The following is a 24,645-nucleotide window of genomic DNA, read 5'->3' as shown; positions in this document are numbered from 1 at the left end:
CGTGGGGCGTCGGCCGGGCGCCGCGTGCGCGGCTCTCCCGGCCGGGGAAGCGGGCTGGGGACCCCCGCCGCGGGCACGAGGCCCCTCCCGCCCGCTGGACGCGGGTGACGAAGCGCCTCCGGATCGCCGGCGTGATGCCCCTCCACACGGGGTCCTTTGCCTGCCGCACCAGGGACGCGAAACGCACCTCCGCCCGCGGGGCGGGGAGGGGAAACGGACCCCCGCCCGCGGGGCGGGGAGGGGAAACGGATCCCCGCCCGCGGGGGCGGGGACGGGTAACGCACCTCCGCCCGCGGGGCGGGGAGGGGAAACGGACCCCCGCCCGCGGGGGCGGGGACGGGGAACGCACCCCCGCCCGTGGGAGCGGGGAGGGGTAACGCACCTCCGCCCGCGGGGGCGGGGGAGGGGAAACGCACCTCCGCCCGCGGGAGGGGGGAGGGGAACGGACCTCCGCCCGCGGGAGCGGGGAGGGTAACGCACCTCCGCCCGCGGGAGGGGGCACGGGAAACGGACTCCCGACCCCGCCCCCGCGCCGGGCGGCGTCAGCCCGTGGTGGTGGTGACGGCGGCGGCCCCCGCAGGGGAGGGCTCCGGGGCGGCCCCGTCGCCCGGCTGGGGGTGGACGCAGTGCCAGCGGTGACCGTCCACCCCCTCCGTTGCCGCCGGGAAGACCGTCGCGCAGGCGTCGTCCGCCTTCCAGCAGCGGGTCCGGAACGGGCAGCCGGAGGGCGGGTTGGTGGCCGAGGGCACCGGGCCGTGCAGCACGATGCGCTCGGGGCGCTCCAGCAGGCTGGGCGTGGCGGACAGCAGGGCCTCGGTGTACGGGTGGCGCGGGGCGCCGGTGACCCGCGCGGCCCCGCCCTCCTCGACGACCCGCCCCAGGTACAGCACCGCGATGCGGTCGGCCAGGTACCGCACCGTCTGCACGTCGTGCGAGATGAACACCATGCCGAGGCCCAGGCGCGCCCGCAGGTCGACCAGCAGGTTGAGGACCTGGGCGCGCACCGACACGTCCAGGGCGCTGGTCGGCTCGTCGGCGACGATCAGCTCCGGCTCCAGGGCGAGGGCCCGGGCGATGGCCACCCGCTGGCGCTGGCCGCCGGAGAGCTGTCCGGGCAGCGCCTCCAGGGTGTGGCCGGGCAGGCCGACCAGGTCGAGCAGTTCCTCGACGCGGCTCTCCCGCTCGGCGCGGGTCCCCCGGCGGTGCACGTCCAGCGGGTCCCGCAGGATCTGCCGGACGGACAGGCGGGGGTTCAGCGCGGTGGACGGGTCCTGGAAGACCACGCCGACGGCCTGGCCGAACCGCTCGCGGCGGTCCGCGGCGGTCATGCCCCACAGGTCCTCGCCGCGGAAGCGCACCCGGCCCTCGGTCGGGCGCTGCAGGCCGGTCACCACACGGGCCAGCGTGGACTTGCCGCAGCCGGACTCGCCGACCAGGCCCAGGATCTCGCCGCGCCGCACCTCCAGCGTGGCGTCGGTCAGGGCGTGCACGGCGTCCCGGCGGAAGAGCCCGCCGCTGCGCGCCCGGTGCCGGACGTGGACGTGGTCGAGCCGGATGAGGGGGTCCATGGCGGTGTCCTTCGGGGCGGTCATCGGGCGCTCTCCAGGGGCTTCGCCGGCCGCCGCGCGGGCGCCGGGTGGTGGCAGGCGAACCGGTGGTCCTCCCCGGCGGCGCCGCGGTCGGCGGTGGGCGGCGGGGTGGTGGCGCACAGCTCGGTGGCGGCGGCGCAACGGGACGCGAACCGGCAGCCGTCACCGAACGCCCGGGGCGCGGGCACGACGCCGCGGATCTGGTGCAGCCGCTCCGTGCCCGCCTCCAGGGAGACGACGGAACCGAGCAGGCCGCGGCTGTAGTGGTGCGCCGGGTCGGTCAGCAGGGCGCGGGTGTCGCCGGCCTCGGCGACCTGTCCCGCGTACATCACCGCGACCCGGTGCGCGAGGTCGCCGACCAGGGCCAGGTCGTGCGAGACCAGGACCATCGCGAAACCGAGCTCGTCGCGCAGCCCGACCAGCAGCTCGACGACCTGCGCCTGCACGGTCACGTCCAGCGCGGTCGTCGGCTCGTCGGCGATCAGCAGCCGGGGGCTGCGGGAGAGGGCCATGGCGATGAGCACGCGCTGGCGCTGCCCGCCGGAGAGCTCGTGGGGGTAGCTGCGCAGGGTGCGCTCGGGGGACAGGCCGACCAGCTCCAGCAGCTCGGCGGGCGTCCTGGTGCCGCCGCGCGAGGTCAGCCGCTTCAGCTGGGTGCCGATCAGCACCGACGGGTTGAGCGAGGACATGGCGTCCTGGTAGACCATGGCGATCTCCGGGCCCATCAGCGCGCGGCGCTCCTTGGGCGAGAGCTTCAGCAGGTCCCGGCCCCGGTAGAGGATCTCGCCCTCGGCCTCGGCGTTGCGGGCCAGCAGGCCCATGACCGCCAGGCTGGTGACGGACTTCCCGCAGCCGGACTCACCGACCAGGCCGAGGGTCTCGCCCTCGCGGACGGTGAAGGAGATGCCGTCGACGACCCGGGTGTCGCCGTAGCGGTCGGGGAAGCGGATCGTCAGGTCGCGGACGACCAGCAGCTCGGGGGCGTCCTCGGGCAGCGCCGGCACGGCGGGCTCGGTGGCCTCCAGCCGGACCGCGAGCTCGGTGAGCGCGGCGGCGACCCCTGCGTCCTCGGCGGCGGGGGCCGCGGCGACGTCCTTGTCCGCACCCGCCCCGCCCGCGCGGGCCTTGTCCGGGGAGGCGGCGGCGTCCGTCATGCCCTCGGAGAGGACGTTCAGGGCCAGCACGGTGACCAGCAGGCACAGGCCCGGGAAGAGGGTCGCCCACCAGCCGCCGGACAGCAGGATCTGCCGGCCGTAGGCCAGCACGCTGCCCCAGCTCGGGTCGGGGTCCTGCACCCCGGCGCCGATGAACGACAGGCTGGCCTCGAAGATGATCGAGTCGGCCACCATGACGGTCGCGAACACCAGCACCGGCGCCGCGCAGTTGACGGCGACGTGCCGGGCCACGATGTAGCCGCGGCGGGCGCCGATCACCTGCTCCGCCGCGACGTAGTCCTCGCCGTACTGCTCCAGCACGTTGGCCCGCACCACGCGGGCCAGCGAGGGCGAGTAGACGAACGCGATGGTGAAGATGATGACCGGGACGCTGGGCCCGAACACGGCGACCAGGACGGCGGCCAGGGCGATCGGCGGGAACGACATGACGACGTCCAGCGAACGCATCACCGCCTCGTCGGCGAACCGGCGCGAGGTCGCGGCCAGGGCGCCCAGGCAGGAGCCGGCGACCAGGGCCAGCAGGGTCGCGCCCAGGCCGATGACCAGGGAGTAGCGCGCGCCGTGCACCACCCGGGCGAAGACGTCACGGCCCGCCCGGTCGGTGCCGAACCAGTGGTTGGCGCCCGGCGGTTGCGCGGGGACGCCGGTGGCCAGCGGGTCCTGGGTGAGCAGGGGTGCGAACACCGCGCCCAGCACGACGACGACGAGGATCACCAGGGCGATCCGTGAGGGCGCCGGCAGACGGCGCAGGCGGGTGCCGGGTGACAGCCGCTCGGCGAGGGATCGGGGGGCGAACATCACACCGTCCTGATACGCGGGTTGACGAGCAGGTAGAGCAGGTCGACGACGACGTTGACCACGAGGAAGGCGACCGCGATGGTCAGCACGGTGCCCTGGACCAGTGCGACGTCGCCCCCGGTGACGCCCTCGAGGATCAGCTTGCCCATGCCGGGCAGGTCGAAGATCGCCTCGATGACCACGGCGCCGCTGAGCATGTAGCCGACCTTGACGCCGAGCACCGTCAACGGCGTGATCAGGGAGTTGCGCAGCACCGACCGGATGATCAGGAACGGCGGCAGCCCGCTGCCCCGGGCCGTGCGCACGTAGTCCCGGTCGAGCTCGGAGACCATCGCGGTGCGCACCAGGCGGGCCAGCGAGGCGGCCACCGGCAGGGCGAGCGCGACGGCGGGCAGGGTCATGCCGCGCAGCCAGCCGCCGAAGGAGTCGGCGGGGTTGACGTAACCGCCGGTCGGGAAGAGCGGCGTGTTCAGCGCGAACTGCTGGATGAGCAGCACGCCCAGCCAGAACGAGGGCAGCGCGATGCCCACCATCGACAGCACCCGGAAGACCTGGTCGGGCCAGCGGTCGCGGTACACGGCGCTGATGACGCCGAGGACCAGGGCCAGCACGACGGCCAGCGCGAGGCCCAGCAGCGTCAGCTGCAGCGTGAGCGGGAACGCGGTGGCGATCCGGTCGGCCACCGGCTGGCTGGGCGGCACGGTGACACCGAGGTCCCCGCGCGCCAGATCGCCCAGGAAGGCGAAGTACCGCACCGGCAGCGGGTCGTCGAGGCCGTGCGCCGCGGCGAACGCCGCACGGGCCTCGGCGCTCGCGGAGTCGCCGAGCGCGTTGTACGCGGGGTCGGCCGGCGAGAACTGCAGCACCACGAAGACCAGCAGGGCGATGCCGAGGACCATCACCGGCATCATCGCGACGCGGCGCAGCGCGAGCCGGAGAAAAGCAACCATCGTGAGGTTCCTAGAGATCGGGGCGACGGCCGCCGCCGCCCGGGGGACGGCGGCGGCCCGGCGTCCGGGCGGACGAGGTCAGGCGCGACCGACGTCGACGAAGGACAGACCGGTGGTGGGCAGCGGCCTGAAGCCGGTGAGGGTGCCCTCGCGCCAGGCGGTGGGCAGCTTGCGGTGCAGGACCGGGTACAGGGCCGCCTCGTCGGCGACCAGGTCGGTGACCTCGCCCCACAGCTCCTTGCGCCGGGCCCCGTCGGCCTCGCGGGCGGCCTCGTCGAGCAGCGACCTGACCTTCTTGTAGGCGTCCGAGCCGGTCCAGCCGTAGCGCTTCTCCGGCCAGAAGCCGTAGTAGAACCAGCGCAGCAGCAGGTCGGCGTCGTTGCCGAAGACGGACGGGTCGCCCGGCGCCGCCAGCACCTCGAAGTCGCCCTTGTCGACCTTGGAGTACTGGGCGGGGGACTGGGCGATGTCGAGCTTCACCTCGATGCCGGCCGCCGCCCAGCTCTCCTTGATCAGCGGGGCGATGTCCTTGACCCAGCCGGTGTCCGTGACCAGCAGGGTGAAGGAGAGCTTCTTCACGCCCGCCTCGTCCAGCAGCTTCCTGGCCTTCGCCGGGTCGTGGCCGTAGACGGTGGCGGCCTTGTGGTAGTCCGGGTGCGTGTCCGGCACGTAGCCGGTGGCGGACTCGGCGTGGCCGAGCAGCGCGGTGGAGATGACCTTCTCGGTGTCCAGCGCGTAGTGCAGCGCCTGGCGCACCCGCTTGTCGGCGAAACGCTCGTCCTTGCAGTTGAACATCAGGAAGAGCAGCCCGAAGGACTGCACGGACTCGACCTTGTCGTCGCCGGTGAAGCCCTTCAGGTCGATGTAGGGCACGTCCTCGATCGCCTGCACCCGGCCCGAGCGGAGCGCGCTGACCCGGGCGGACGGGTCGGACATCAGGTGCCAGGTCATCTTCCGGACCTTGGCCGGGTGGGGGCCGTTGTACTTGTCGTACGCCTCCATGACGATCTTGTCCTCGCGGACCGCCGACACGAAGCGGAAGGGACCGGAGCCGACCGGCTTGGCGTCGAAGGCCTTGGCGTCGGCGCCGACGATCTTCTCGGGCACGATGCGCACCACGGATATGCGCGAGGGGAACAGCGCGAAGGGGTGCTTCAGCTTGAATTCGACCGTGGACGCGTCGACCGCCACCACGCGGTCGATGAACGGCACGAACTGCGCCATCAGCGAGGCGTTCTTCGGATCCAGGACCCGCTCGAAGCTGAAGACCACGTCCTGGGCGGTGACGGGGGAGCCGTCGTGGAAGGTCGCGCCCTCGCGCAGGGTCGCGCGATAGGTGGTCGCGTTGATCTTCTTGGGCATCTCGGTGGCCAGCGCCGGACGCGCCACCAGCGTGGCCGGGTCAAGGTCCACCAGGCCCTCGAAGATGTGCATGTTCGCGGCGTACGGCGTCGCGCCCGAGGTGATCATCGGGTCGAAGCCGGTGGAGAGCGGGTAGGACAGGCCCGCCTCCAGGGTGTCGGCGCCCTTGCCGGAGGCGGAGGAACCCTCGGCGGTGCTGCCCGGGCCCCCGCAGGCGGACAGGCCGGCCGTGATCGCGGTCGCCGCGCCGATGGCGCCGGTGAGTCTGAGGAAGGCGCGGCGGTCGACGCCGGCAGTGCTGCGCGGGGACAAAGGTTCCTCCAGGCGGGAGACATGACGGGCGAATCAGGAAGAAGCGGGGTGCGGACGGCGTCTGCTCCGGATGCATCAGACGTCTGATGTCCGACCCTTGATAGCGTGGGAACGTAGCCCGACAGTGGAGAGGGGTCAAGAGGTGGCGGTGGGACAAGGAGCTGTCCGACGTGCGGAGCCGGAGCCGAGACCGGCGCGTCAGCCGTTGCGACAGGAGGTCGTGGACGGCATCAAGGCCTACATCCTGCGCAACCAGCTGCGCCCCGGGGACCCGCTGCCGACCGAGCCGGCCCTGTGCGAGGCGCTGGGCGCCAGCCGCTCCAGCGTCCGGGAGGCCATCAGGATCCTGACCGCGCTGGACATCGTCGAGGTGCGCCACGGCCACGGGACGTACGTGGGGAGGCTGAGCCTCTCCGCGCTGGTCGAGAGCCTGACCTTCCGTGGTCTGCTCAGCCCCGACGACGACTTCCAGGTGCTGTCCGACCTCGTCGACGTCCGCGAGCTGTTCGAACGCGGCATGGCGGAACGCCTCGTGGAGTCGCTCAGCGACGAGCAGATCGAGCGGCTGGAAGGCCACGTCGACGAGATGCGCCGGGCCGGGGCGGGGGAGGGGCAGGGCTTCGTCGTCGCCGACCGCGCTTTCCACACCCTGCTCCTCGCCCCCCTCGGCAACGACCTCATCGGGCAGCTGTCCACGGCGTTCTGGGACGTGTACGTCATCGTCGCGCCACATCTGGACGTCTTCACCCATGAGCACGAAGTGGCCACCATCGCCCACCATAAGCGCATAGTGGACGCCGTCCGGGACCGGGACCCGGTGCGGTTCGCCGCCGCGCTGACCGACCACTACGCGCCGGTCCGCCAGCGCATCGCCGAGGCCCGCGCCCGCCGCTGACCGGGCGTTTCCCGCGGTGGGGCCGGTCCGGGTCACGGGCCGGCCCCACCGTCGTCCAACTGGGGAGGGCGGGGCGGCACTTCGCCCGCGACGGCCGGTGCGCTCGGCCCGCGGTGACCGCCGCGGCCGGCCCCCGATGCCCGAGGTCCCCGCCCGCGACGACCGCGGTGCCCCGCTCTTGACGGCCGCGTTGTGGATCTCTAAGGTCCCTCAACAGCAGACATCAGACGTCTGTTCTTCCCACACCGACTGGGGCGGACTCCTCATGCCACTGACGGACCTCACCCTCGCCGAGTGCCTCGCACTGCGGCCCGACCTCCACGAACCCCCCGACCTCGACGCGTTCTGGGACCTGACCCTGCGGGAGGCCCGGGCGGCGGGCGGAACCCCCCGCTGGACGCCCGTGGACACCGGCCTGACCCAGGTCACCACCTTCGACGTCGCCGTGCCCGGCTTCGCAGGCGAGACCGTTCGGGGCTGGCTGCACCTGCCCGCCGGCGCGGGTCTCCCGCTCGGCTGCGTCGTGGAGTTCCTCGGCTACGGCCGGGGACGGGGCCTGGCGCACGAGCAGGTGCTGTGGGCCAACGCCGGCTACGCGCACCTCGTCATGGACACCCGAGGGCAGGGCTGGTCCACGGCCGGGGGCGACACCCCCGACACGGCCACCCTCAACGGCGAGGTCCCCGGTTTCCTCACCCGCGGCGTCGAGGATCCCCACGACCTCTACTACCGGCGGCTGTTCACGGACGCCGTGCGCTTCGTCGAGGCGGCCCGGGAGCACCCGGCCGTCGACCCCGACCGGATCGTGGTGACCGGGCACAGCCAGGGCGGCGGCATCTCGCTCGCGGTGGCCGCGCTCGTCCCCGGCCTGGCCGGCGTCATGCCCGACGTCCCGTTCCTGTGCGACATCCGGCGCGGGGCGCAGATCGCCGGGCAGCCCCCGTACACCGAGATCGCGGAGTACCTGAGCCTGCACCGCGACCGTGCCGACGCCGTCCTCACCTCGCTGTCCTACGTCGACGCCGCGGTGCTGGCCTCCCGCGCCACCGCCCCCGCGTTCTTCTCCGTCGCCATGATGGACGCCGTCTGCCCGCCCTCCACCTGCTTCGCGGCCTACCACCGCTACGGCGGCCCCAAGGACCTGCGGGTCTACGAGTTCAACGGCCACGAGGGCGGCGGCGGTCACCACCGGCGCGCCCAGCTCGCCTGGGTCAAGGACCTCTTCTCCGCCTCCTAGACCCGGTGTTCCACCGCTCCGCGCACGTCCCGACCGTCCGACCGCACTCCCGAGAAGAGGCACGTCCATGCAGCGAAGAGTCTCCCTGGTCCTCGGCACCGCCTGTCTGACCCTGCTCGGCCTCACCACCGGCGCCCACGGCGCCCCCGCGCAGAGCGGCTCCGTCGCCGCGGCCGCCGCGGGAGCCCTCACCTCGCAGGACATCGCCACCGCGGGCACCGGCTCCCCCTACTACCGCATCCCCGCGCTGACCAGGACCACCAAGGGCACCCTGATCGCCGCCTACGACGCCCGCCCCACCCTCGGCGACCTCCCCGGCAACCTCGGCGTCGTCATGCGCCGCAGCACCGACGGCGGCGCCACCTGGCAGGCGCAGCAGGTGGTGCGCAAGGACGCCGCGCCCCAGGGGTACGGCGACCCGAGCCTCCTCGTGGACCGGGTGACGGGACGGATCTTCGTCTTCTACGCGGCCTCCGTGAACCAGGGCTTCTTCGGCTCGGCGACCGGCAACGACGAGAGCGACCCGAACGTCCTGCAGGCCGACTACAGCTACTCCGACGACGACGGCCTGACCTGGAAGCACGAGCGGATCACCGCCGAGATCAAGAACCCGGCCTGGGCGGGCATGTTCGCCGCCTCCGGCGAGGGCATCCAGCTGCGCCAGGGCGCCCACAAGGGCCGGCTGATCCAGCAGTACGCCATCCGCGACAACGGCGCCAACTACGCGGTCAGCGCCTACAGCGACGACCACGGCGCCACCTGGAGGATGGGCACCCCCGTCGGACCGGGCGGCGACGAGAACAAGACCGTCGAGCTGTCCGACGGCCGCGTCATGCTGAACAACCGCTCCGCGCCCTACCGCACGGTCGCCCACTCCTCGGACGGCGGCGTCACCTACACGCCCTTCCAGCGCGACACCGAACTGCCCGACCCCGCCAACAACGGCTCCGTCGTCCGGTTCGCGCCGGACGCGGCCCCCTCCCACCCGAGAGCCTCCTGGCTGCTGTTCAGCAACACGGCCACCACCAACAGCCGCAGCAACCTCACCGTCCGGCTGTCCTGCGACAACGGACAGAACTGGCCGGTGCGCAAGGTGGTCGAGGCCGGCTCCGCCGCCTACTCGACGCTCACCCCGCTCGGCGACGGCATGGGCAACGCCCGGGTCGGCCTCCTGTGGGAGCGCGCCAACTACCAGCACATCACGTACTCCTCCTTCGACCTCCAGTGGCTCGGCGGAGTCTGCGCCCCGGTCACCGTCACCCCGCCCGCCGCCCTGCCCGCGGGCCGCACCACCGAGGTCACCGTCCGCGTCGTCAGCCAGAACGACGTCGACCTCCCCTCTGGCACGGTCTCGCTCAAGCTGCCCTCCGGCTGGAGCGCCCCCTCCGTCACGATGCCCGCGCTCAAGCCGGGCCAGGGCGCCAACGTCAAGATCCCCGTCACCGTCCCGGCCGGCACCGCCGCCGGCAACGTGGCGGTCACCGCGGCCTACCAGGTCCGCGGCACCCAGCACTCCTACGGCGACGCGACCCTCCCGGTCACCGCCCCGTAGGCCGAGCCCGGCCGGCCACCGGGACCTCCCCGCCCCGGCGGCCGGCCGACCCCCTCCCGAACCACCCCTCGCACAGCCCCAGGAGACACCCATGTCCTCGTCCCAGCCACTGCGCGGCGTCGTGCCGCCCGTCTGCACCCCCCTGGACGCGTCGGGCGAGGTCGACACCGCGTCGCTCGCACGCCTCGTCGAGCACCTCGTCGCGGGGGGAGTGCACGGGCTGTTCGCCCTGGGCTCCAGCAGCGAGGTCGCCTTCCTCACCGACCGGCAGCGGGCCGTGGCCCTGGAGACCGTCGTGGAGGCCGCCGCGGGACGCGTCCCGGTGCTCGCCGGCGTCATCGACATGACGACCCCGCGGGTGCTCGTCCACGCCGAGGCCGCCCGCAAGGCCGGCGCCGACGCCCTGGTGGCGACCGCCCCCTTCTACGCCCGCACGCATCCCCGCGAGATCGCGCTCCACTTCCGCACCGTCCGCGAGCGGGGGGAACTGCCGCTGTACGCCTACGACCTGCCGGTCTCCGTGCACAGCAAGCTCTCCACCGCCCTGGTGCGCGAGCTCGCCGAGGACGGCACCCTGGCCGGCCTGAAGGACAGCAGCGGGGACGAGGGGGGACTGCGCCGCCTGATCGTCGCCCTGGGCGGACGCGCGGGCCGCGCGGACGGCCCCGCCCCCTCCTTCAGCATCCTCACCGGCTCGGAACTGACCGTAGACGCCGCGCTGCTGGCCGGCGCGGACGGGGTGGTGCCCGGTCTGGGCAACGTGGACCCGGCCGGCTACGTCCGCCTCTACGACGCCGTGCGCGGCGGCGACCTGGACCGCGCGGTCGCCGAGCAGGAGCGGCTGGTCCAGCTGTTCGGCCTGGTGGACGCGGGTCCCGAGAGCGAGATGGGCCGCAACTCGTCGGCCATCGGCGCCTTCAAGCACGCGCTGCGGCTGCTCGGCGTGTTCACGCACGGCACCACCGCGGGTTCGCAGATCCAGCTGGACGAGGTCTGCGTCGCCCACGTCGAGCGGCATCTGCGCGACGCCGCGCTGCTGCCGGTCCGATGACCGGGCGCGACACCCGGGCGCCGGTCGTCGGCCTCGACCTGGGCGGCACCAAGATCGCCGCCGCCCTGGTCGGCGCCGACGGCACCGTCCTGGTCCGGCACACCCGGCCCACCCCGGCGACGGGCGGGGCCGAGGCGGTGCTGGACGCCCTGGCCGAGGCCGCCCGCGAGGTCCGGGTGCCGGGCGTCACCAGGCTGGGCGTCGCCGCGGCCGGGGTGATCGACCCGGTGTCCGGGACGGTCACCAGCGCCACCGACACGATCCGCGGCTGGGCCGGCACCGCCCTGGCCGCGGGCCTCGCCGCCCGCACCGGACTGCGGGTGGCCTGCGACAACGACGTCCGGGCGGCCGCGGCCACGGAGCTGGCGGACCTGGGCGGGGACGGCACCCTGATCTACGCGGCCGTCGGCACCGGGGTCGGCGGCGCCGTCGCGGCCGGCGGACGGATGCTGCAGGGCGCCGGCGGCGTCGCCGGTCACCTCGGGCACCTGCCGAGCCCCGAGGCGGACGGACTGCCCTGCACCTGCGGCGCCACCGGTCACCTGGAGGCGATCGCCGCGGGGCCCGCCATCACCGCCCACTACGCACGGCTCGGCGGAGAGCCCGCCGACCGGCTGCAGACCGTCGCCGCCCGCGCCGCCCTCGGCGACCCGCACGCCACCGCCGCCATCACCCTCGGCGCCCGCGCGGCCGGCCGCGTCCTGGGCGGCCTCGCCAACGCGCTGGGCCCGCACCGGGTGGTCGTCGCCGGCGGCGTGCCGGGCATCGGCGCCCTGTACCAGGACGCCCTGCGCACCGCCTTCACCGCCGAACTCATGCCCCCGCTCCGCGCGTTGCGTCCCACGCCGCCGCGCGGCGGAACCGACGCCGCGGTTCTCGGGGCCGCCGCGCTGACCCGCACCCTGCCGCTGCACGATCCCCACACCACCGGAGTTCCCCGATGACCCCGCCGCCCCCGCCCCCGCTTCCGCAGCCGCGTCCGGCCGACGCCCTGGGAGGACGGCTGATCGTCTCCTGCCAGGCGCCTCCCGGCGACCCGATGCGTCACACCGGCACCCTCGTCCGGATGGCCATGGCGGCCGAGGCCGGCGGCGCGGCGGCCGTGCGGGTCAACGACCCCGAGGTCGTCGCCGCCACGGTCGCGGCGGTCGGCCTGCCGGTGATCGGCCTGTGGAAGGACGGTGACACCGGCGTCTACATCACGCCGGGCGTGCGCCACGCGCTCGCCCTGGTGGAGGCGGGAGCGGCCGTCGTCGCGGCCGACGCGACCGCCCGGCCGCGTCCCGACGGCAGCACCTTCGCCGAACTCGTCGCCGCGGTGCACGCGGCCGGAGCCCAGGTCATGGCGGACGTCTCCACCCTCGCGGAGGGGCGGGAGGCGGCGGCGCGGGGAGCCGACCTCGTCTCGACGACCCTGTCCGGCTACGTGCCGGGCTCCCCGCGGCAGACGGCACCCGACCTCGCGCTCGTCGCGGAACTCGCCGCGGCGATCGACGTCCCGGTGGTCGCCGAGGGCCGCATCGCGACGCCGGCCCAGGCCGCCGAGGCGCTGGCGGCCGGCGCGGCGAGCGTGGTCGTCGGCACCGCCATCACCGCCCCCACGGCCCTGACCCGCCTGTTCGCCGAGGCCCTCCCGCGCTGACCGGGAGGTGGCCCCCCGCGCCGCCCGGACCTGGGTGCCCGCGCGGGCGCCGTGCCTCACGGGCGGCGTCCCGGACAGCGGTTCGCCGTGCGGGTGCACCCGCACGGCGGTTGGTCGGCGCCTGTGTCTGCGCGTGCCTGCGCCGCGTCGTGTGCCAGCGTGGCTCTGCGCCGCGTCGTGTAACCCGCGTGGCTCTGCGTCGCGTCGTGTACCCGCGTGCTTCGCCGCGCCGTGTGCCTGCGCGGGCCTGCGCCGCGTCGTGTGCCTGCGCGGGCTTGCGCCGCGTCGTGTAACCCGCGTGGCTCTGCGTCGCGTCGTGTACCCGCGTGCTTCGCCGCGCCGTGTGCCTGCGCGGGCCTGCGCCGCGCCGTGTACCCGCGTGGGCCTGCGCCGCGCCCGGTGCCCGCGCGGGCACCGGGTCGTGCACCCGGGCCCGGTTCGTCGCGCAGTGCACCCGTGCGGCCGGGTCGCGACGGCTGTCCGGGGGCCCACCCCTCCACCCCCGGGCGGCCTTCGTGGTCCGGCCGCACGGGTGCGGGGGGACGCCACGCGCGGGCGGCGTGTCAGCGGGAGACGTTCTCCGACGCCGTCAGCAGGCCCAGTTCGCGGCGGGTGGGCAGGCCCTCCCAGTCGCCCGGGACCGTGCAGGCGAACGCCCCGGTCGCGGACGCCGTGGTGAGCCGCTCCGCCAGCGGGCGGCCCGCGAGCAGCTCGGCCAGGTAGCCGGCCACGAAGGCGTCGCCCGCCCCCACCGTGTCCACCGCGTCGACCCGCAGGGCGGGCACCCGCAGCCGTTCGCCGTCCGCGACCGCCGCGCACCCGTCCGCGCCCAGCTTCACGACCGCCTGAGAGGGCCCCAGCGCGCACAACGCCGCCGCCACCTCAAGGGGGTCGTCGTCCGCGGCCACGAACAGCTCGGCCTCCTCCGGCCCGGCGAACACCACGTCCGCCTCCCGCACCAGCCAGGACAGCCCTTCCGCGGCCTCCGCCGGACTCCACAGCTTGGTACGGAGGTTGACGTCGAAGGAGACCAGCAGCCCCCGCTCGCGGGCGGCCGACACGGCGTGCCGCACCGCCTCGGCGGCCGACGCCGACAGCGCCGGGGTGATGCCCGTGACGTGCAGCAGGCGCGCGCCGTGGAAGACCTCGTCCGGCACGTCGCCGGGGGAGAGGCGCGACCCGGCGCTGCCGGCACGGTAGTACCAGACCCCGGCCGTGCGGGCCGTGCGCCGCTCCTTGACCATCAGCCCGGTGGGCGCTCCCGCGTCCACCACCGCCCGTACGTCCAGCCCTTCGCCGCGCAGCTCGCGCAGCACCCGCTGCCCGAACGGGTCGTCGCCGACCCGGCCGATCCAGGCCGCGGACACGCCGAGCCGCCGCAGGCCGACGGCCACGTTGCTCTCCGCCCCGCCGATGCCCAGGCTCATCCCCGGCACGTGCGCCAGGGCGCCCACCCGGTCGGGCGCGAGCAGCGCCATGGTCTCCCCGAGGGTGACGACCTCAGCCACCGGACACCTCCGCGGCCGCCTCGGTCACGCCCTTCACGACCTCCCGCGCCCGCTCCCGCAGTGCGCCCAGGTCGCCGCCGGACAGCGCGTCGCCGAGCAGCGGACCGCCCAGGCTGACGGCAGGGCAGCCGACCCGGATCCACTCGCCGGCGCTCGCCCGGTCCACGCCGCCGGAGGGGATGACCGGCATCCCCGGGAACGGGCCGTGCAGGTCCTTCACGTACCGGGGTCCCACCGCGGACGCCGGGAACAGCTTCACCGCGCTCGCCCCGGCCGCCCAGCCGGTGCGCAGCTCGGTCGGCGTCAGCCCGCCGGGCACGATCGGCACGCCCCGCCCCACGGCCGCGCGGATCAGCTCGGGATCGGTGTGCGGGGTGACCACGTACCGCGCCCCGGCCGCGAGCACGGCGTCGAGGTCCTCGGTCGTGAGGACCGTGCCCGCGCCCACCTCGACGCCGGGGCCGAGGTGGGCGGCCAGCTCGGCGATCGCGTCGACGCCGCCGGCGGTGGTCAGCGTCACCTCGAAGCTGCGCACCCCCTCCTCGGCCAGGGCCTCCGCCGCCGGCCGCAGGTACGAGGCGTCGGCGGCGCGCAGCACCGCGATCACCCGGCTCTCCAGCAGTATCGGGCTCAGGGGGATGCTCATCGGTGCTGCTCCTTCGTTCGGGCCCGGCGGCGCGGGGGTGCGGAGTCCTCGCCGTCGAACAGTTCGGGGTGGCGGTCGCGGATGGTCTCGACGTCGGCGAACACCTGCCGCAGGTGGCCGCGGAGCGCGCTGTCCGCGCCGCCCTCGTCCCCCCGCTCCAGGGCGTCGACCACGTCGGTGTGCTGCTGCACCAGCAGCGTGATCCGGTCCTCCAGGGGCAGCGACAGCCGCCGCGCCCGGTCCAGGTGCGCCTTGGCGTGGCCCACCACCGACCAGGCGTCGCCGTGCCCGCCGACCGCCATGAGGCGGGCGTGGAACTCCTCGTCGAGCCGGAAGAACGCCTCCGGGTCGCCGCGCCGGTCGGCGTCGACCTGCCCGGCCAGCAGCGCCCGCAGCTCCAGGACGTCGCGCTCGGTGGCCTGGGCCACGCCGTCGCGCAGGGCGGCCAGTTCCAGGGCCTCGCGGACGAACTGGGCCGAGGCCACGGCCTGCGGCCGGATCCGCGAGACGAAGGTGCCCAGCTGCGGATAGACGTCCACCAGGCCCTCCTCGCCGAGCAGGATCAGGCTCTCGCGGACCGGGGTCCGGCTCACACCCAGCTCGGCGGCCAGGTCGTTCTCCGACAGCGCCGCGCCGGGCCGCAGCTCCAGCCCCACGATCCGCCCCCGCAGCAGCTCGTACACCAGCTGCCTGGTGTTCTGCCCCCGCGCCCGCGCCGCGCGCAACCCGTTGACCGCCGAAGCCATCCCGGGCCCTCCCCTCTTGACGTTGTCTGACGTACTTGTATGGTAGCCGACGAACTCAGGGGCCCGCAGGCACCCGGGGCGCTTCTCCCCAGCTCCCTCCCCGTCCATGCGGCGGCCCTCCCCCTGCAAGGAGGCAGGCAGATGAGCAACACCCCCGCCACGGCGTCCCCCGCGCCGCCGACGCCCAAGGACGTGCGCCGCACCGTCGGCGCCTCGGTCGTCGGCACGGTCGCCGAGTACTACGACTTCTTCATCTACGGCACCGCGTCGGCGCTCGCCTTCAACAAGGTGTTCTTCCCCGAGGTCGACCCCACCGTGGGCACCCTCGCCGCGTTCTCCACCTACGCCGTCGGGTTCTTCGCGCGTCCCCTCGGCGGCCTGGTCTGGGGCCACATCGGCGACCGGGTCGGCCGCAAGAAGGCGCTGGTCCTCACGCTGCTGCTGACCGGCCTGGGCACCTTCGCGGTCGGCCTGCTGCCCACCTACGAACAGATCGGCATGTGGGCCGCCGTCATCCTGGTCCTGGTCCGCCTGATCCAGGGCTTCGGCGTCGGCGGCGAGCAGGGCGGCGCGGTCCTGCTGACCGCCGAGGCGGCGCCGCCCGGCAGGCGCGGCTTCCTCGCCAGCTTCGTCCAGCTCGGCTCGCCCGCCGCCTACCTGATCCCCACCGGCCTGTTCGCGCTGCTCACCACCCAGCTGTCCGAGGAGGCGTTCCTCTCCTGGGGCTGGCGGGTGCCGTTCCTGCTCAGCATCCTGGTCGTCGCCGTCGGCGTCTTCATCCGCCTGCGGGTCAACGAGTCCGAGACCTTCCAGCAGGCCAAGGAGCAGCAGAGCGCGCACCAGGCCGCGCCGCTCAAGCTGCTCGCCCGTGACCACAGGCGCGAGCTGCTCGGCGGCCTGTTCACCAAGTTCGTCGAGGCCGCGGTCTTCCCCTTCTACACGGTCTTCCTCGTGACGTACGCCAAGGAACACGGCGTCGACGAGGGCATGGTCCTCAACTCCGTGCTGATAGCCATCGCCTGCGAACTGCTCGCCATCCCGCTGCTCGGCCGCCTCACCGACAAGGTGGGACGCAAGCCGGTCTACCTCGCCGCCGCGGTCCTCAACCTGGTCCTGGTCGTCCCCGCGTTCAAGGCGATCGAGACCGGCGACATGGCCGTGATCGTCGCCCTCCTGATCGCGGGCCTCGCCCTGGGGCACGCCGGCACGTACGCGCCGCAGGCCTCGTACTTCCCCGAGCTGTTCCCGGCCCGCGCCCGCTACAGCGGCGTCTCGGTGGTCTGGCAGTTCGGCTCGATGATCGCCAGCGGTCCGTTCACCGTCGTGGCGGCCGCGCTGCTGATCGCCGGCGACGGATCCTTCACCTGGGTCGCCGTCTACGTCACGGCGCTGATCCTGGTCAGCATCGTCGCCCTGTACTTCATGCCGGAGACCGCCCCCGGCCGCCGCGGCGGCGTCGAGTACGCCGACTGGGGCCGCGGCCAGGACACCGCGGACGCCTCCGCGGCCACCGCCGCCGCACCCGCCGCGCGCGTCACCACGCACGCCGGCAACTGATCCACCACGCTCCCACGCTCCCCGGGAAGGGCTGCTCCATGGCCACCATCACCGAGGCGAAGGTCGTCGTGACCTCGCCCGGCCGCAACTTCGTCACCCTCAAGCTCACCACCTCCGACGGGGTGACGGGCCTGGGCGACGCCACCCTCAACGGCCGTGAACTCGCCGTCGCCTCCTACCTGCGGGACCACCTGGTCCCGCTGCTGATCGGCCGCGACGCCGACCGCATCGAGGACATGTGGCAGTACCTCTACAAGGGCGCCTACTGGCGCCGCGGCCCCGTCACCATGACGGCCATCGCCGCGGTCGACACCGCCCTGTGGGACATCAAGGGCAAGGTCGCCGGCATGCCGGTCTACGACCTGCTCGGCGGCAAGGCCCGCGAAGGCGCCCTGGTCTACGGCCACGCGAGCGGCGCCACCGTCGGCGAACTGCTCGAGGACGTCGCCCGGTTCCAGGAGGCCGGCTACCGCGCGATCCGCGCCCAGGCGGCCGTGCCCGGTGTCGCCGGCACCTACGGCGTCCGCAAGGGCGCCGTCTACGAGCCGGCCGCGGGGGCCCTTCCCGAGGAGCAGCTCTGGGACACCGAGAAGTACCTGGACTTCGCGCCGCGCTACCTCGCCCGCGTCCGGGAGGAGTTCGGCTTCGACTTCCACCTGCTGCACGACGTCCACCACCGGCTGACCCCCACCGAGGCGGGACGGCTCGGCGCGCGGCTGGAGGAACTGCGGCTGTTCTGGATGGAGGACCCGAGCCCGGCCGAGCTGCAGGAGAACTTCCGTCAGATCCGGCAGGCCACCACCACGCCGATCGCGGTCGGCGAGGTCTTCAACTCCGTCTGGGACTGCCAGCAGCTGATCACCGAGCGGCTGATCGACTACATCCGCTGCTCGGTCGCCCACGCCGGCGGCATCACCCACCTGCGGCGTATCTTCCACCTGGCCGAGCTGTACCAGGTGCGCACCGGCTCGCACGGCGCCACCGACCTCTCCCCGGTCAGCATGTCCGCCGCCGTCCACCTCGACGTCACCGTGCCCAACTTCGGCATCCAGGAGTACATGGAGCACGACCCGGTCACCCACGAGGTGTTCCGGCCCACCTACGAACTTCGCGACGGGGCCCTGCATCCGTCCGACGCCGCCGGACTCGGCGTGGAACTCGACGAGGAGGCCGCGGCGCGCTTCCCGTACGACCCCAGGTACCTGCCGGTGGGCCGCCGTTCGGACGGATCGGTGCACGACTGGTGACCAGGCTGAACCTCGGCGCGCTGACCGGGCTGCCCGAGGGGACCGGACCCCTCGTCGACCCCCGCTCCCTCGGCACCCGCATCGTCCACCTCGGCCCGGGCGCCTTCCACCGCGCCCACCAGGCCGTCCACACCGAGCAGGCCGAGGCGCTGCACGGCGGGGGCTGGGGCATCGTCGGCTTCTCCCAGCGCGGGCGCGGCGTGGTCGGACAGCTCGCCCCGCAGGACGGGCTGTACTCGCTGACCCTGCGCACCCCGGACGGTCCGCGCACCCGCGTGGTCGGCCAGCTCCGCGAGGCCCTGCACGCGGCCGACGACGCTGACAGGCTGCGGGCCCTGCTGGCCTCCCCGCGGGTCACCGTGGTCACCCTCACGGTGACCGAGAAGGGCTACCGCCGCGCGCCCGGCGGCGGCCTGGACACCACGGACCCGCTGGTCGCCGCCGACCTGGCCGGGGCGCCCGTCCCGGGAAGCGTGCCCGGGCAGCTGGCTCACGGACTGCGCGCCCGGCGCGTGGTCTGCGGGGCCCCGCTGAACGTCGTGCCCTGCGACAACATGGCCGACAACGGGCAGGTGGTGGCCCGCCTCGTCCGCGAGTTCGTGCAGGCGTCCGGCTGGGACGACCGCGACACGCTGCTCGCCTGGATCGACGAAGCCGTCGCCTTCCCCTCCACGGTCGTCGACCGGATCGTCCCCGCGACGACCGACGCCGACCGGGACGCCGCGAGCGTGGCCCTCGGCGTCCGCGACGAGGCGGCGGTCACCGGCGAGCCGTTCACCCAGTGGGTTCTCCAGGACGCCTTCGCGGCGGACCGGCCCCGCTGGGAGGACACCGGGGCACTCCTCGTGCCGGACGTCGCGCCCTACCAGGTGATGAAGCTACGGCTCCTCAACGGCGGCCACACGCTGCTGAGTTGCCTCGGTCTCGCCGACGGGCGTGGGACGGTCGCCGACGCGATGACGGCGCCGTGGGCCGAGCCGGTGCTGCGCGCCTACGCCGCCGAGGTCGCAGGGAGCCTTCCGGCGGGCCTCGACGTGGACGGCTACGTGGACGGCCTGGTGGCCCGGTTCGCCAACCCGGCGATGCGCCACCGGCTGCGGCAGATCGCCACCGACGGCTCCCTCAAGGTGCCCGAACGCTGGCTGGCCCCGCTGCGGGAGCTGCGCGCGGCGGGCCACGCGACCCCGGCGCTGGTCACCGCCGTCGCGGCGTGGGCCCGTCACACCCGGGACGAGCGGCTCGACGACCCGGCGGCGGAGCGTCTGCGCGCCGCCTGGCAGGGCCCCGCCGACCGGGGCGTCCCCGCCCTCCTCACCGTCCTCGGCGCCGAGGACCTCGCCGGGGACCGGCACTTCGTCGCCGAGGTGCGCGAACGCCTCGCCGCACTGGACGCCCACGGAGCCGCGGCGAGCATCTGAACCCGACGGCCGCCGCCGGGGCCGGAGTGCCGGCCCGTCGCCCACGGGTGGTGACGGGCCGGCCCGGCCGGGTCACTTCCCGGCGCGCTGCTCCTGCACGTCGCAGTCGGTGTACACCGGAGGCCGGGTCATCAGGGCCGAGAGCTGCTGGGCCAGCTCGCCGGTCTCGGGCGCGTCGCTGTTGGCCATGGCCGTCTCGTAGTCCTCGAACTCCACGACGGCGAGGTAGCGGTTGCCGTTCGCCCGGTCCTTGAGCAGCATGCGGGCGGTGGGGGCGGTGGTCCGGCCCTGGGTACGGGACTGCTCCTCGTACTCGGCCATCCTCTGCCGCACCTCGTCGATGCGCTCCGTCTCGAAGTCGATGATCTGCACGAATTTCATGGCGGGGGCCGCTCCTCCTGGTGCGCTGACCTGCGGGTGGTGGCGCGCCTCCGCACCGGGCGGGGCGACGCCACCAGGCCAACGACCCGCCGGTCACCAGGCAACGGGGAGTTCGGCCACCCGGGGCGGACCCGGGCCGGCGAGGAGCAGGACGATGTCCCCGCCCGCCGCACCCGCGCGGTCTCCCCGGCGGGAGGCCGCGCGGCGGCGCGCCGTCACGCGGCGAGGGCGGCTGCCTTCTCGGCCTGGCGCGTCCGCCACTCCCTGCGGGCGGTGAAGAAGCGGAGGGCGCCCACCGCGAAGAACATCAGCGCGACCGCGCCCCGCTGCCAGGCTCCCGCGACGACGAACCAGTACGCGGCGAGCCCGCCCATGCCGAGACAGAGGCCGACGGCCAGCGGCTCGCGGATCCAGAACGGCAGGACCTTGAGGAGGATTCCCAGCATCGCGCCAGTTGATCACCGGACCTCGCGGACCGCCATGGGCTCGACGACATCGTGGCGCTTCCGAGATGTTCGCCGGACAGCCCCTAGGGGGCGTCGACCACGGCGCGGCCGGCGGCGGTGACGCCCGCGGTCAGGCCGTTCGCGTAGAAGGACTCCACGCGGGCCTGCTCGGTCAGGTTCGGCACCGCGTTGGTGCAGCTGGTGCCCGCGCTGGAGCCGGACATCAGCTGGGAGCACGGGCCGGGCTTGGTGTCGGGCAGCCCCAGGCTGTGGCCGAGTTCGTGGGCCGCGATGCGGGTCTTGTTGTACCCCTGCGCCACGGCCTGGCTGCCGAGTTCGACCCGCACCTGGCCGCCCGGACGCACCGGACCGAGGTACGCCTGCGGCCAGCCGGTGGTGGCGACGATGACGATCTCGGCGCGGGTTCCGGCCGGGGCCTCGACCAGCTGGACGTTGTCCACGTTCCGGTTCCAGGAGGCGACTCCCGCGGCGATCGCCGACTCCCAGCCGGCGGCCCGGCTGTCGTCGTAGCGGAGCGTCACCGCGGCGGCGGCGGCGCGCGCCGTACCGGCCGGTGCGGGGGCCGCCTGCGCGGCGGTCGTCGCGGCGAAGGTGAGCGCTGCGGCGGCGCCGGCCGCCTTCAGCCACAAGGACTTCTGCATGGCTGTCCTTTCGGTCATGGGTTCCGGCCCTGTCCGGAACGGGGGGTGGGGGGTGCGGGACCACACCGGCAGGTGACCAACCGTCGGTCCCGTCGTAGGTTCTCCCAGGGCCCCAGGACACTGCCCACCCCGACCGATAGGTCATGCCCATGTCATGCAAGTAGGCCGGAAAGCGCCCCCGGCCGCGGGCTCCGGGCCAGGGCTGTCCGCCGGCCGGCCGGGCCCGTAGGATCACCGCAGGCAAGGCCGTAGCGCAGTGGTCGTCGCACCCGAGCTCCACGCTGGTGGACGTCGGTTCGAATCCGACCGGCCTTGCCGTCCAAGCCCCTTGGGGGCAGAAACCGGCCGGGGCGCCATGGCCGGGACCCGTCGGAGGAGTGGGGGAGCGGGATGAGGGGGAGTACGCCCGTGCGCTGCCCCGCGATCGGGCATCCGCGGATCGCGCTCACCGACCCCGCGCTGCTGGACCCGCTGCTCGCGCGGCTGACGGAGCGTGAACCGGTCACCGCCGGCCGGACCTTCCCCCTGGGGACGCTGCACGCCGACGGGCGGGTCGACCTGTGCAAGCAGGGGCTCGGCCCCGCCGGCGCGGCACGGCTGATGCCGGTGGCCGCCCGCTCGCCGCACGCCGTGCACGTGCTGCTCGGCACCAACGCCGTCGGGGACGCAGGCGCGCGCTCGGTGGCGGACGCACTCACCGAGGGGCACGCACGCACCGAGCGGCACGGGCCCACCGAGGGGCACGGGCTGACCACCCTCTACCTCGGCTGCAACCGCATCGGCCCCCACGGCGCGGCGGCCCTGGCGGACCGGCTGGCCGGGGACGGCACCGTCCGGGCCCTGTGGCTCAAGCGCAACCCGCTGGGAGACGCCGGAGTCCGGGCCCTCGCCGACTGCCTCTCCGTCAACACCACGCTGCGCACCCTCGACCTGGTGAACACGGGCATCACCTCGCGGGGCCTCACCGCCCTCGTGGAGACGCTCACCGCGAGGCCGCGGCCCGTCGAGCGGCTCTTCCTCGGCGGCAACGGGCTCACCGCCCGGGACGCCCCGCTCCTCGCCGCCCTGCTCAGGGACGCCGGCGTCCGCGAGCTGTACCTGTCCGCCAACCACCTCGGGGACGAGGGCGCGGCCGTGCTCGCCGCCGCGGCCGACCCCGCCCGCCCCGTGCGCCTGGGCCTCGGCGGCAACGGCATCGGCCCGGCCGGTGCGCGGGCGCTGGCCGACGCCCTCGGCGGGATCGAGGCGCTCGACCTCGGCCGGCCCGCCTCCGAACGCGCCCTTGGCGCCCCGCCCAACGGCACCGGCGACGCGGGCGCCGGGGCCCTGGCCGCCGCACTGCCCGGAAGCCCGCTGCGCCGCCTGGAGCTGCGGCACACCGGCCTGACCGGCCGCGGGGCCAAGACGCTCCTGCAGGCCGCGGACGGCGGGGTGCTGGAGCACGTGGGTCTCGGTCCCGGACTGCCCCGGAAGGTGAAGCGCGCCTTCGCCCTCCTGCTGCGCCCCGCGAGCGGGAGCCACCCCGACCTGCGGGCGGTCAGGAGCGCCTACCGGTGAACGGACCGAACCCCGTGGACACGTCGAGCCGGCGGCGGGCGCGCCGCTACGCCGTGCCGCGCACGATGATCGAGCGCGCCACCGAGCGACGCCTGGCCGGTGACTGGGCCGGCGCCTGCGCGGCCGCCCACGTCGACCTCGGCTTCGACCCGCACGACGTCGCCGCACGGCACGGCGCCGACGTCGCCGCCGCCGTGGAGGACGACCTCCGCCACCTCGTCCCGGACCTGTTGCGCTGGCACGCGCCGCGCAGGCTCGGCGGGCGGTCCACGCTGGCTCCCGACGTGGCCGTGCTGCTCTCCCGGCACACCTCGCGCTCGGCCGGGCCCGTCCTCCTGTACGTCCTCACGCCCGCGACGGTCGACGGCCCGCAGCGTCTCCTGCTGCGCCTCGGGTCGCCGCAGGAGGAACGGCGGCCGGGGGCCGAGGCGATCACCTGCGAGGACTGGTCGACGGCCCGCCACCTCTGGGACGAGCGGCACACCGCCGAACTGCGGGAGCGCTGCGGCGGCGGCCCCGACCGGCCGCCCTTCCTGGAGGCCGACGGCACCCCTCGCGACCCGTCCCTGCTTCCCGTCGCGGACCCCGGCGACGCCCCGGGCGCCGACCCCGCGGCGCGCACCGAGTGGACGGTCCTCCTGCAGGAGAGCGGGCGCACGGCCGAGGCGTTCGCCGCGGCGGGCATCACGCTGGAAGCCGCACCTCCCCGGTGGGAGCTCGCCCCGTACGTCCTCACGCTCACCCGCCTGGAGGACGAGCTGGAACGGCTCGCCGCCCAGCTGCCCGGGAGCCGTTTCCGGCTGGACGCCGGCCGGCGCGGGACGCTGTACCTCGAACCGGCGGCCGGGGCGGACGACGTGGTGCAGGCCCAGGTGGCCGCCCCCCGGGGCGACACCCCGCTCCTGCCCCGGTGGCTGCACCAGCCGCTCCCCGACCTGCTGTTGCTGCGGGAGGGCCACCTCAAGCCGGCCGATCTCCACCCTCTGGTGGGCGCCTCGCTGTTCCCCTCGCTCCCGGTCCCCGAGGGACCTCCGGGTCCGCGGAGGCCGGAGCCGGTGCGCGTGAGGTGCGGCGGGACGTGGCACGAGGTGGTCTCCCGCGGCGGACGGCTCGACATACCGCACCGGGAGGAGGAGCAGCCGCCGGAGCATGCCGGGTGCGGACTCCCGGCCGCCTGCGGTCTTCCGGCCGACTGCCGCCGCCTGCTCCGGCAGCCGCGCCCCACCGACTGCTTCGCGGTCCGCGAAACGTGGACGACCGGGGTGGGGCGGTTGCCCAAGGCACTGAGGGCGCAGCGGACCGAGCTGTTCCAGCGGGCGCAGCACGGGGACACCGCCGGCGTGCTGGCGCTCCTGGACGCCGGTGTCGACCCGCGCGTGCGGGACGCAGGACGCCGGAGTCTGCTGCACGTGCTCCACCTGCTCGACCACGAGGCCCTGCTGCCCCGGCTGGTCGAGGCGGGTCTCGACCTCGAGGCCCGGGACTGCCGGCAGCGGACGCCGCTGTACGCCGCGGTGCACCAGGGAGGTTCCCCCGCCCTGGTGCGGTCGCTCCTCGCGCTGGGGGCGCGCATCGATGTGGTGGACGAGCTGGGTCTGACGATGGCCCAGGTGATCGGCAGGTACCGGCGGAGCGACCTGGGCTTTCTGCGTGAACGCGTGGAGAGGGAGCACCCCGGCCGTGGCAGCTGGTGGCCGGGGATGACGCGGGACGAAGAGCCCGTCTGGAAGCGGGGACGCGCCGCGGAGTGACCGCGTCGCGGAACCCGGTCGGTCCGCTCCGGGCGGCCGTCCCGTCGCGCGCCCGACCGCGCGAGGCCCGTGGTCGGGCCGGGGACCGGATCCGGACAGTTCCACCGTGTCGCTCTTGACCCAGACATGCCACGCGTTCACCATGAGCGCCACCGCACCAGCA

The 24,645-nt window shown here is 74.8% G+C and carries 21 protein-coding genes and 1 tRNA gene; 12 read left to right on the top strand and 10 right to left on the bottom strand.

All coding sequences use genetic code 11. The annotated features are described in order from the left end of the window. Nucleotides 1-542: 542 nt before the first annotated feature. The 4 genes from Sfr03f_RS23310 to Sfr03f_RS23295 form a co-directional block, all read right to left on the bottom strand. The gene (locus Sfr03f_RS23310; protein ID WP_108955933.1) at nucleotides 543-1,592 is read right to left on the bottom strand and encodes an ABC transporter ATP-binding protein; all 1,050 of its coding nucleotides are present in this window, start codon (nucleotides 1,590-1,592) and stop codon (nucleotides 543-545) included. Further along, nucleotides 1,589-3,562: a dipeptide/oligopeptide/nickel ABC transporter permease/ATP-binding protein gene (locus Sfr03f_RS23305; RefSeq protein ID WP_108955932.1), complete on the bottom strand. Its 1,974-nt coding sequence runs from the start codon at nucleotides 3,560-3,562 to the stop codon at nucleotides 1,589-1,591. Before Sfr03f_RS23305 ends, Sfr03f_RS23310 begins: the two co-directional genes overlap by 4 nt. Then, complete coding sequence (locus tag Sfr03f_RS23300; protein ID WP_108955931.1) at nucleotides 3,562-4,512, bottom strand: ABC transporter permease; 951 nt, start codon at nucleotides 4,510-4,512, stop codon at nucleotides 3,562-3,564. The genes Sfr03f_RS23305 and Sfr03f_RS23300 overlap by 1 nt, the downstream gene beginning before the upstream one ends. A gap of 78 nt (nucleotides 4,513-4,590) precedes the next feature. Next, nucleotides 4,591-6,186, bottom strand: a complete 1,596-nt coding sequence (locus Sfr03f_RS23295) for an ABC transporter substrate-binding protein (protein WP_108955930.1) — start codon at nucleotides 6,184-6,186, stop codon at nucleotides 4,591-4,593. Between the two features lie 142 nt (nucleotides 6,187-6,328). On the opposite strand from Sfr03f_RS23295, the gene Sfr03f_RS23290 reads away from it, so the two are divergent. From Sfr03f_RS23290 to Sfr03f_RS23265, 6 genes are all read left to right on the top strand, one after another. Continuing rightward, a complete protein-coding gene (locus Sfr03f_RS23290) occupies nucleotides 6,329-7,081 on the top strand; it encodes a FadR/GntR family transcriptional regulator (protein ID WP_108955929.1) in 753 nt (250 codons plus the stop codon). Between the two features lie 265 nt (nucleotides 7,082-7,346). Then, nucleotides 7,347-8,318 carry an acetylxylan esterase gene (locus Sfr03f_RS23285; protein ID WP_108955928.1) on the top strand — a complete coding sequence of 324 codons (972 nt, stop codon included), beginning with the start codon at nucleotides 7,347-7,349 and terminating at the stop codon, nucleotides 8,316-8,318. A 67-nt stretch (nucleotides 8,319-8,385) separates the two neighbouring features. Further along, on the top strand, nucleotides 8,386-9,870 hold the full coding sequence (locus Sfr03f_RS23280) for an exo-alpha-sialidase (protein ID WP_108955927.1): 1,485 nt from the start codon (nucleotides 8,386-8,388) through the stop codon (nucleotides 9,868-9,870). Nucleotides 9,871-9,961: 91 nt separating this feature from the next. Then, nucleotides 9,962-10,921 (top strand): dihydrodipicolinate synthase family protein, encoded by a 960-nt coding sequence (locus Sfr03f_RS23275; protein ID WP_108955926.1) that lies wholly within the window; start codon nucleotides 9,962-9,964, stop codon nucleotides 10,919-10,921. Next, entirely contained in the window at nucleotides 10,918-11,865 is a 948-nt protein-coding gene (locus tag Sfr03f_RS23270; RefSeq protein WP_108955925.1) for an ROK family protein, read from the top strand. Before Sfr03f_RS23275 ends, Sfr03f_RS23270 begins: the two co-directional genes overlap by 4 nt. Further along, the gene (locus Sfr03f_RS23265; protein WP_108955924.1) at nucleotides 11,862-12,563 is read left to right on the top strand and encodes a putative N-acetylmannosamine-6-phosphate 2-epimerase; all 702 of its coding nucleotides are present in this window, start codon (nucleotides 11,862-11,864) and stop codon (nucleotides 12,561-12,563) included. The genes Sfr03f_RS23270 and Sfr03f_RS23265 overlap by 4 nt, the downstream gene beginning before the upstream one ends. A gap of 563 nt (nucleotides 12,564-13,126) precedes the next feature. Here Sfr03f_RS23265 and Sfr03f_RS23260 read toward each other — a convergent pair. From Sfr03f_RS23260 to Sfr03f_RS23250, 3 genes are read right to left on the bottom strand one after another with little or no spacing between them, the layout of a single operon-like run. Next, nucleotides 13,127-14,071 (bottom strand): sugar kinase, encoded by a 945-nt coding sequence (locus Sfr03f_RS23260; RefSeq protein ID WP_108955923.1) that lies wholly within the window; start codon nucleotides 14,069-14,071, stop codon nucleotides 13,127-13,129. Beyond that, a complete protein-coding gene (locus Sfr03f_RS23255; protein WP_218028179.1) occupies nucleotides 14,064-14,717 on the bottom strand; it encodes a bifunctional 4-hydroxy-2-oxoglutarate aldolase/2-dehydro-3-deoxy-phosphogluconate aldolase in 654 nt (217 codons plus the stop codon). Before Sfr03f_RS23255 ends, Sfr03f_RS23260 begins: the two co-directional genes overlap by 8 nt. Continuing rightward, nucleotides 14,714-15,463: a GntR family transcriptional regulator gene (locus tag Sfr03f_RS23250; protein ID WP_108955922.1), complete on the bottom strand. Its 750-nt coding sequence runs from the start codon at nucleotides 15,461-15,463 to the stop codon at nucleotides 14,714-14,716. Before Sfr03f_RS23250 ends, Sfr03f_RS23255 begins: the two co-directional genes overlap by 4 nt. A 141-nt stretch (nucleotides 15,464-15,604) precedes the next feature. On the opposite strand from Sfr03f_RS23250, the gene Sfr03f_RS23245 reads away from it, so the two are divergent. From Sfr03f_RS23245 to Sfr03f_RS23235, 3 genes are read left to right on the top strand one after another with little or no spacing between them, the layout of a single operon-like run. After that, on the top strand, nucleotides 15,605-17,020 hold the full coding sequence (locus tag Sfr03f_RS23245; RefSeq protein WP_108955921.1) for an MFS transporter: 1,416 nt from the start codon (nucleotides 15,605-15,607) through the stop codon (nucleotides 17,018-17,020). Between the two features lie 38 nt (nucleotides 17,021-17,058). Further along, on the top strand, nucleotides 17,059-18,267 hold the full coding sequence (manD, locus tag Sfr03f_RS23240; RefSeq protein WP_108955920.1) for a D-mannonate dehydratase ManD: 1,209 nt from the start codon (nucleotides 17,059-17,061) through the stop codon (nucleotides 18,265-18,267). Then, nucleotides 18,264-19,685, top strand: a complete 1,422-nt coding sequence (locus tag Sfr03f_RS23235; protein WP_245967712.1) for a mannitol dehydrogenase family protein — start codon at nucleotides 18,264-18,266, stop codon at nucleotides 19,683-19,685. The genes manD and Sfr03f_RS23235 overlap by 4 nt, the downstream gene beginning before the upstream one ends. A gap of 72 nt (nucleotides 19,686-19,757) precedes the next feature. Here Sfr03f_RS23235 and Sfr03f_RS23230 read toward each other — a convergent pair whose 3' ends face one another. From Sfr03f_RS23230 to Sfr03f_RS23220, 3 genes are all read right to left on the bottom strand, one after another. Continuing rightward, on the bottom strand, nucleotides 19,758-20,066 hold the full coding sequence (locus Sfr03f_RS23230) for a hypothetical protein (protein WP_108955919.1): 309 nt from the start codon (nucleotides 20,064-20,066) through the stop codon (nucleotides 19,758-19,760). Between the two features lie 215 nt (nucleotides 20,067-20,281). Beyond that, a complete protein-coding gene (locus tag Sfr03f_RS23225) occupies nucleotides 20,282-20,512 on the bottom strand; it encodes a hypothetical protein (protein ID WP_108955918.1) in 231 nt (76 codons plus the stop codon). Nucleotides 20,513-20,595: 83 nt separating this feature from the next. Next, on the bottom strand, nucleotides 20,596-21,174 hold the full coding sequence (locus Sfr03f_RS23220; protein ID WP_108955917.1) for a snapalysin family zinc-dependent metalloprotease: 579 nt from the start codon (nucleotides 21,172-21,174) through the stop codon (nucleotides 20,596-20,598). 242 nt (nucleotides 21,175-21,416) lie between these two features. On the opposite strand from Sfr03f_RS23220, the gene Sfr03f_RS23215 reads away from it, so the two are divergent. The 3 genes from Sfr03f_RS23215 to Sfr03f_RS23205 all read left to right on the top strand — a co-directional run bounded on the left by Sfr03f_RS23215 (nucleotide 21,417) and on the right by Sfr03f_RS23205 (nucleotide 24,482). Further along, a tRNA-Trp gene (locus Sfr03f_RS23215) sits at nucleotides 21,417-21,489 on the top strand. A 75-nt stretch (nucleotides 21,490-21,564) separates the two neighbouring features. After that, nucleotides 21,565-22,731, top strand: a complete 1,167-nt coding sequence (locus tag Sfr03f_RS23210; RefSeq protein ID WP_108955916.1) for a leucine-rich repeat domain-containing protein — start codon at nucleotides 21,565-21,567, stop codon at nucleotides 22,729-22,731. Further along, nucleotides 22,728-24,482, top strand: a complete 1,755-nt coding sequence (locus Sfr03f_RS23205; protein WP_108955915.1) for an ankyrin repeat domain-containing protein — start codon at nucleotides 22,728-22,730, stop codon at nucleotides 24,480-24,482. The genes Sfr03f_RS23210 and Sfr03f_RS23205 overlap by 4 nt, the downstream gene beginning before the upstream one ends. Nucleotides 24,483-24,645: the final 163 nt, after the last annotated feature.

It is taken from the genome of Streptomyces fragilis (assembly GCF_003112515.1).
GTDB lineage: Bacteria > Actinomycetota > Actinomycetes > Streptomycetales > Streptomycetaceae > Streptomyces > Streptomyces fragilis.
Note: the sequence above shows the minus strand (reverse complement) of the source record. Positions and strands in the feature narration are given on the sequence as shown.

Coding starts and splice junctions, on each gene's coding strand:
- Sfr03f_RS23280 (WP_108955927.1), top strand. CDS start 8,386: ATGCAGCGAAGAGTCTCCCTGGTCCTCGGCACCGCCTGTCTGACCCTG.
- Sfr03f_RS23310 (WP_108955933.1), bottom strand. CDS start 1,592: ATGACCGCCCCGAAGGACACCGCCATGGACCCCCTCATCCGGCTCGAC.
- Sfr03f_RS23275 (WP_108955926.1), top strand. CDS start 9,962: ATGTCCTCGTCCCAGCCACTGCGCGGCGTCGTGCCGCCCGTCTGCACC.
- Sfr03f_RS23255 (WP_218028179.1), bottom strand. CDS start 14,717: ATGAGCATCCCCCTGAGCCCGATACTGCTGGAGAGCCGGGTGATCGCG.
- Sfr03f_RS23210 (WP_108955916.1), top strand. CDS start 21,565: ATGAGGGGGAGTACGCCCGTGCGCTGCCCCGCGATCGGGCATCCGCGG.
- Sfr03f_RS23285 (WP_108955928.1), top strand. CDS start 7,347: ATGCCACTGACGGACCTCACCCTCGCCGAGTGCCTCGCACTGCGGCCC.
- Sfr03f_RS23220 (WP_108955917.1), bottom strand. CDS start 21,174: ATGCAGAAGTCCTTGTGGCTGAAGGCGGCCGGCGCCGCCGCAGCGCTC.
- Sfr03f_RS23230 (WP_108955919.1), bottom strand. CDS start 20,066: ATGAAATTCGTGCAGATCATCGACTTCGAGACGGAGCGCATCGACGAG.
- manD (WP_108955920.1), top strand. CDS start 17,059: ATGGCCACCATCACCGAGGCGAAGGTCGTCGTGACCTCGCCCGGCCGC.
- Sfr03f_RS23265 (WP_108955924.1), top strand. CDS start 11,862: ATGACCCCGCCGCCCCCGCCCCCGCTTCCGCAGCCGCGTCCGGCCGAC.
- Sfr03f_RS23250 (WP_108955922.1), bottom strand. CDS start 15,463: ATGGCTTCGGCGGTCAACGGGTTGCGCGCGGCGCGGGCGCGGGGGCAG.
- Sfr03f_RS23305 (WP_108955932.1), bottom strand. CDS start 3,562: ATGTTCGCCCCCCGATCCCTCGCCGAGCGGCTGTCACCCGGCACCCGC.
- Sfr03f_RS23245 (WP_108955921.1), top strand. CDS start 15,605: ATGAGCAACACCCCCGCCACGGCGTCCCCCGCGCCGCCGACGCCCAAG.
- Sfr03f_RS23300 (WP_108955931.1), bottom strand. CDS start 4,512: ATGGTTGCTTTTCTCCGGCTCGCGCTGCGCCGCGTCGCGATGATGCCG.
- Sfr03f_RS23270 (WP_108955925.1), top strand. CDS start 10,918: ATGACCGGGCGCGACACCCGGGCGCCGGTCGTCGGCCTCGACCTGGGC.
- Sfr03f_RS23225 (WP_108955918.1), bottom strand. CDS start 20,512: ATGCTGGGAATCCTCCTCAAGGTCCTGCCGTTCTGGATCCGCGAGCCG.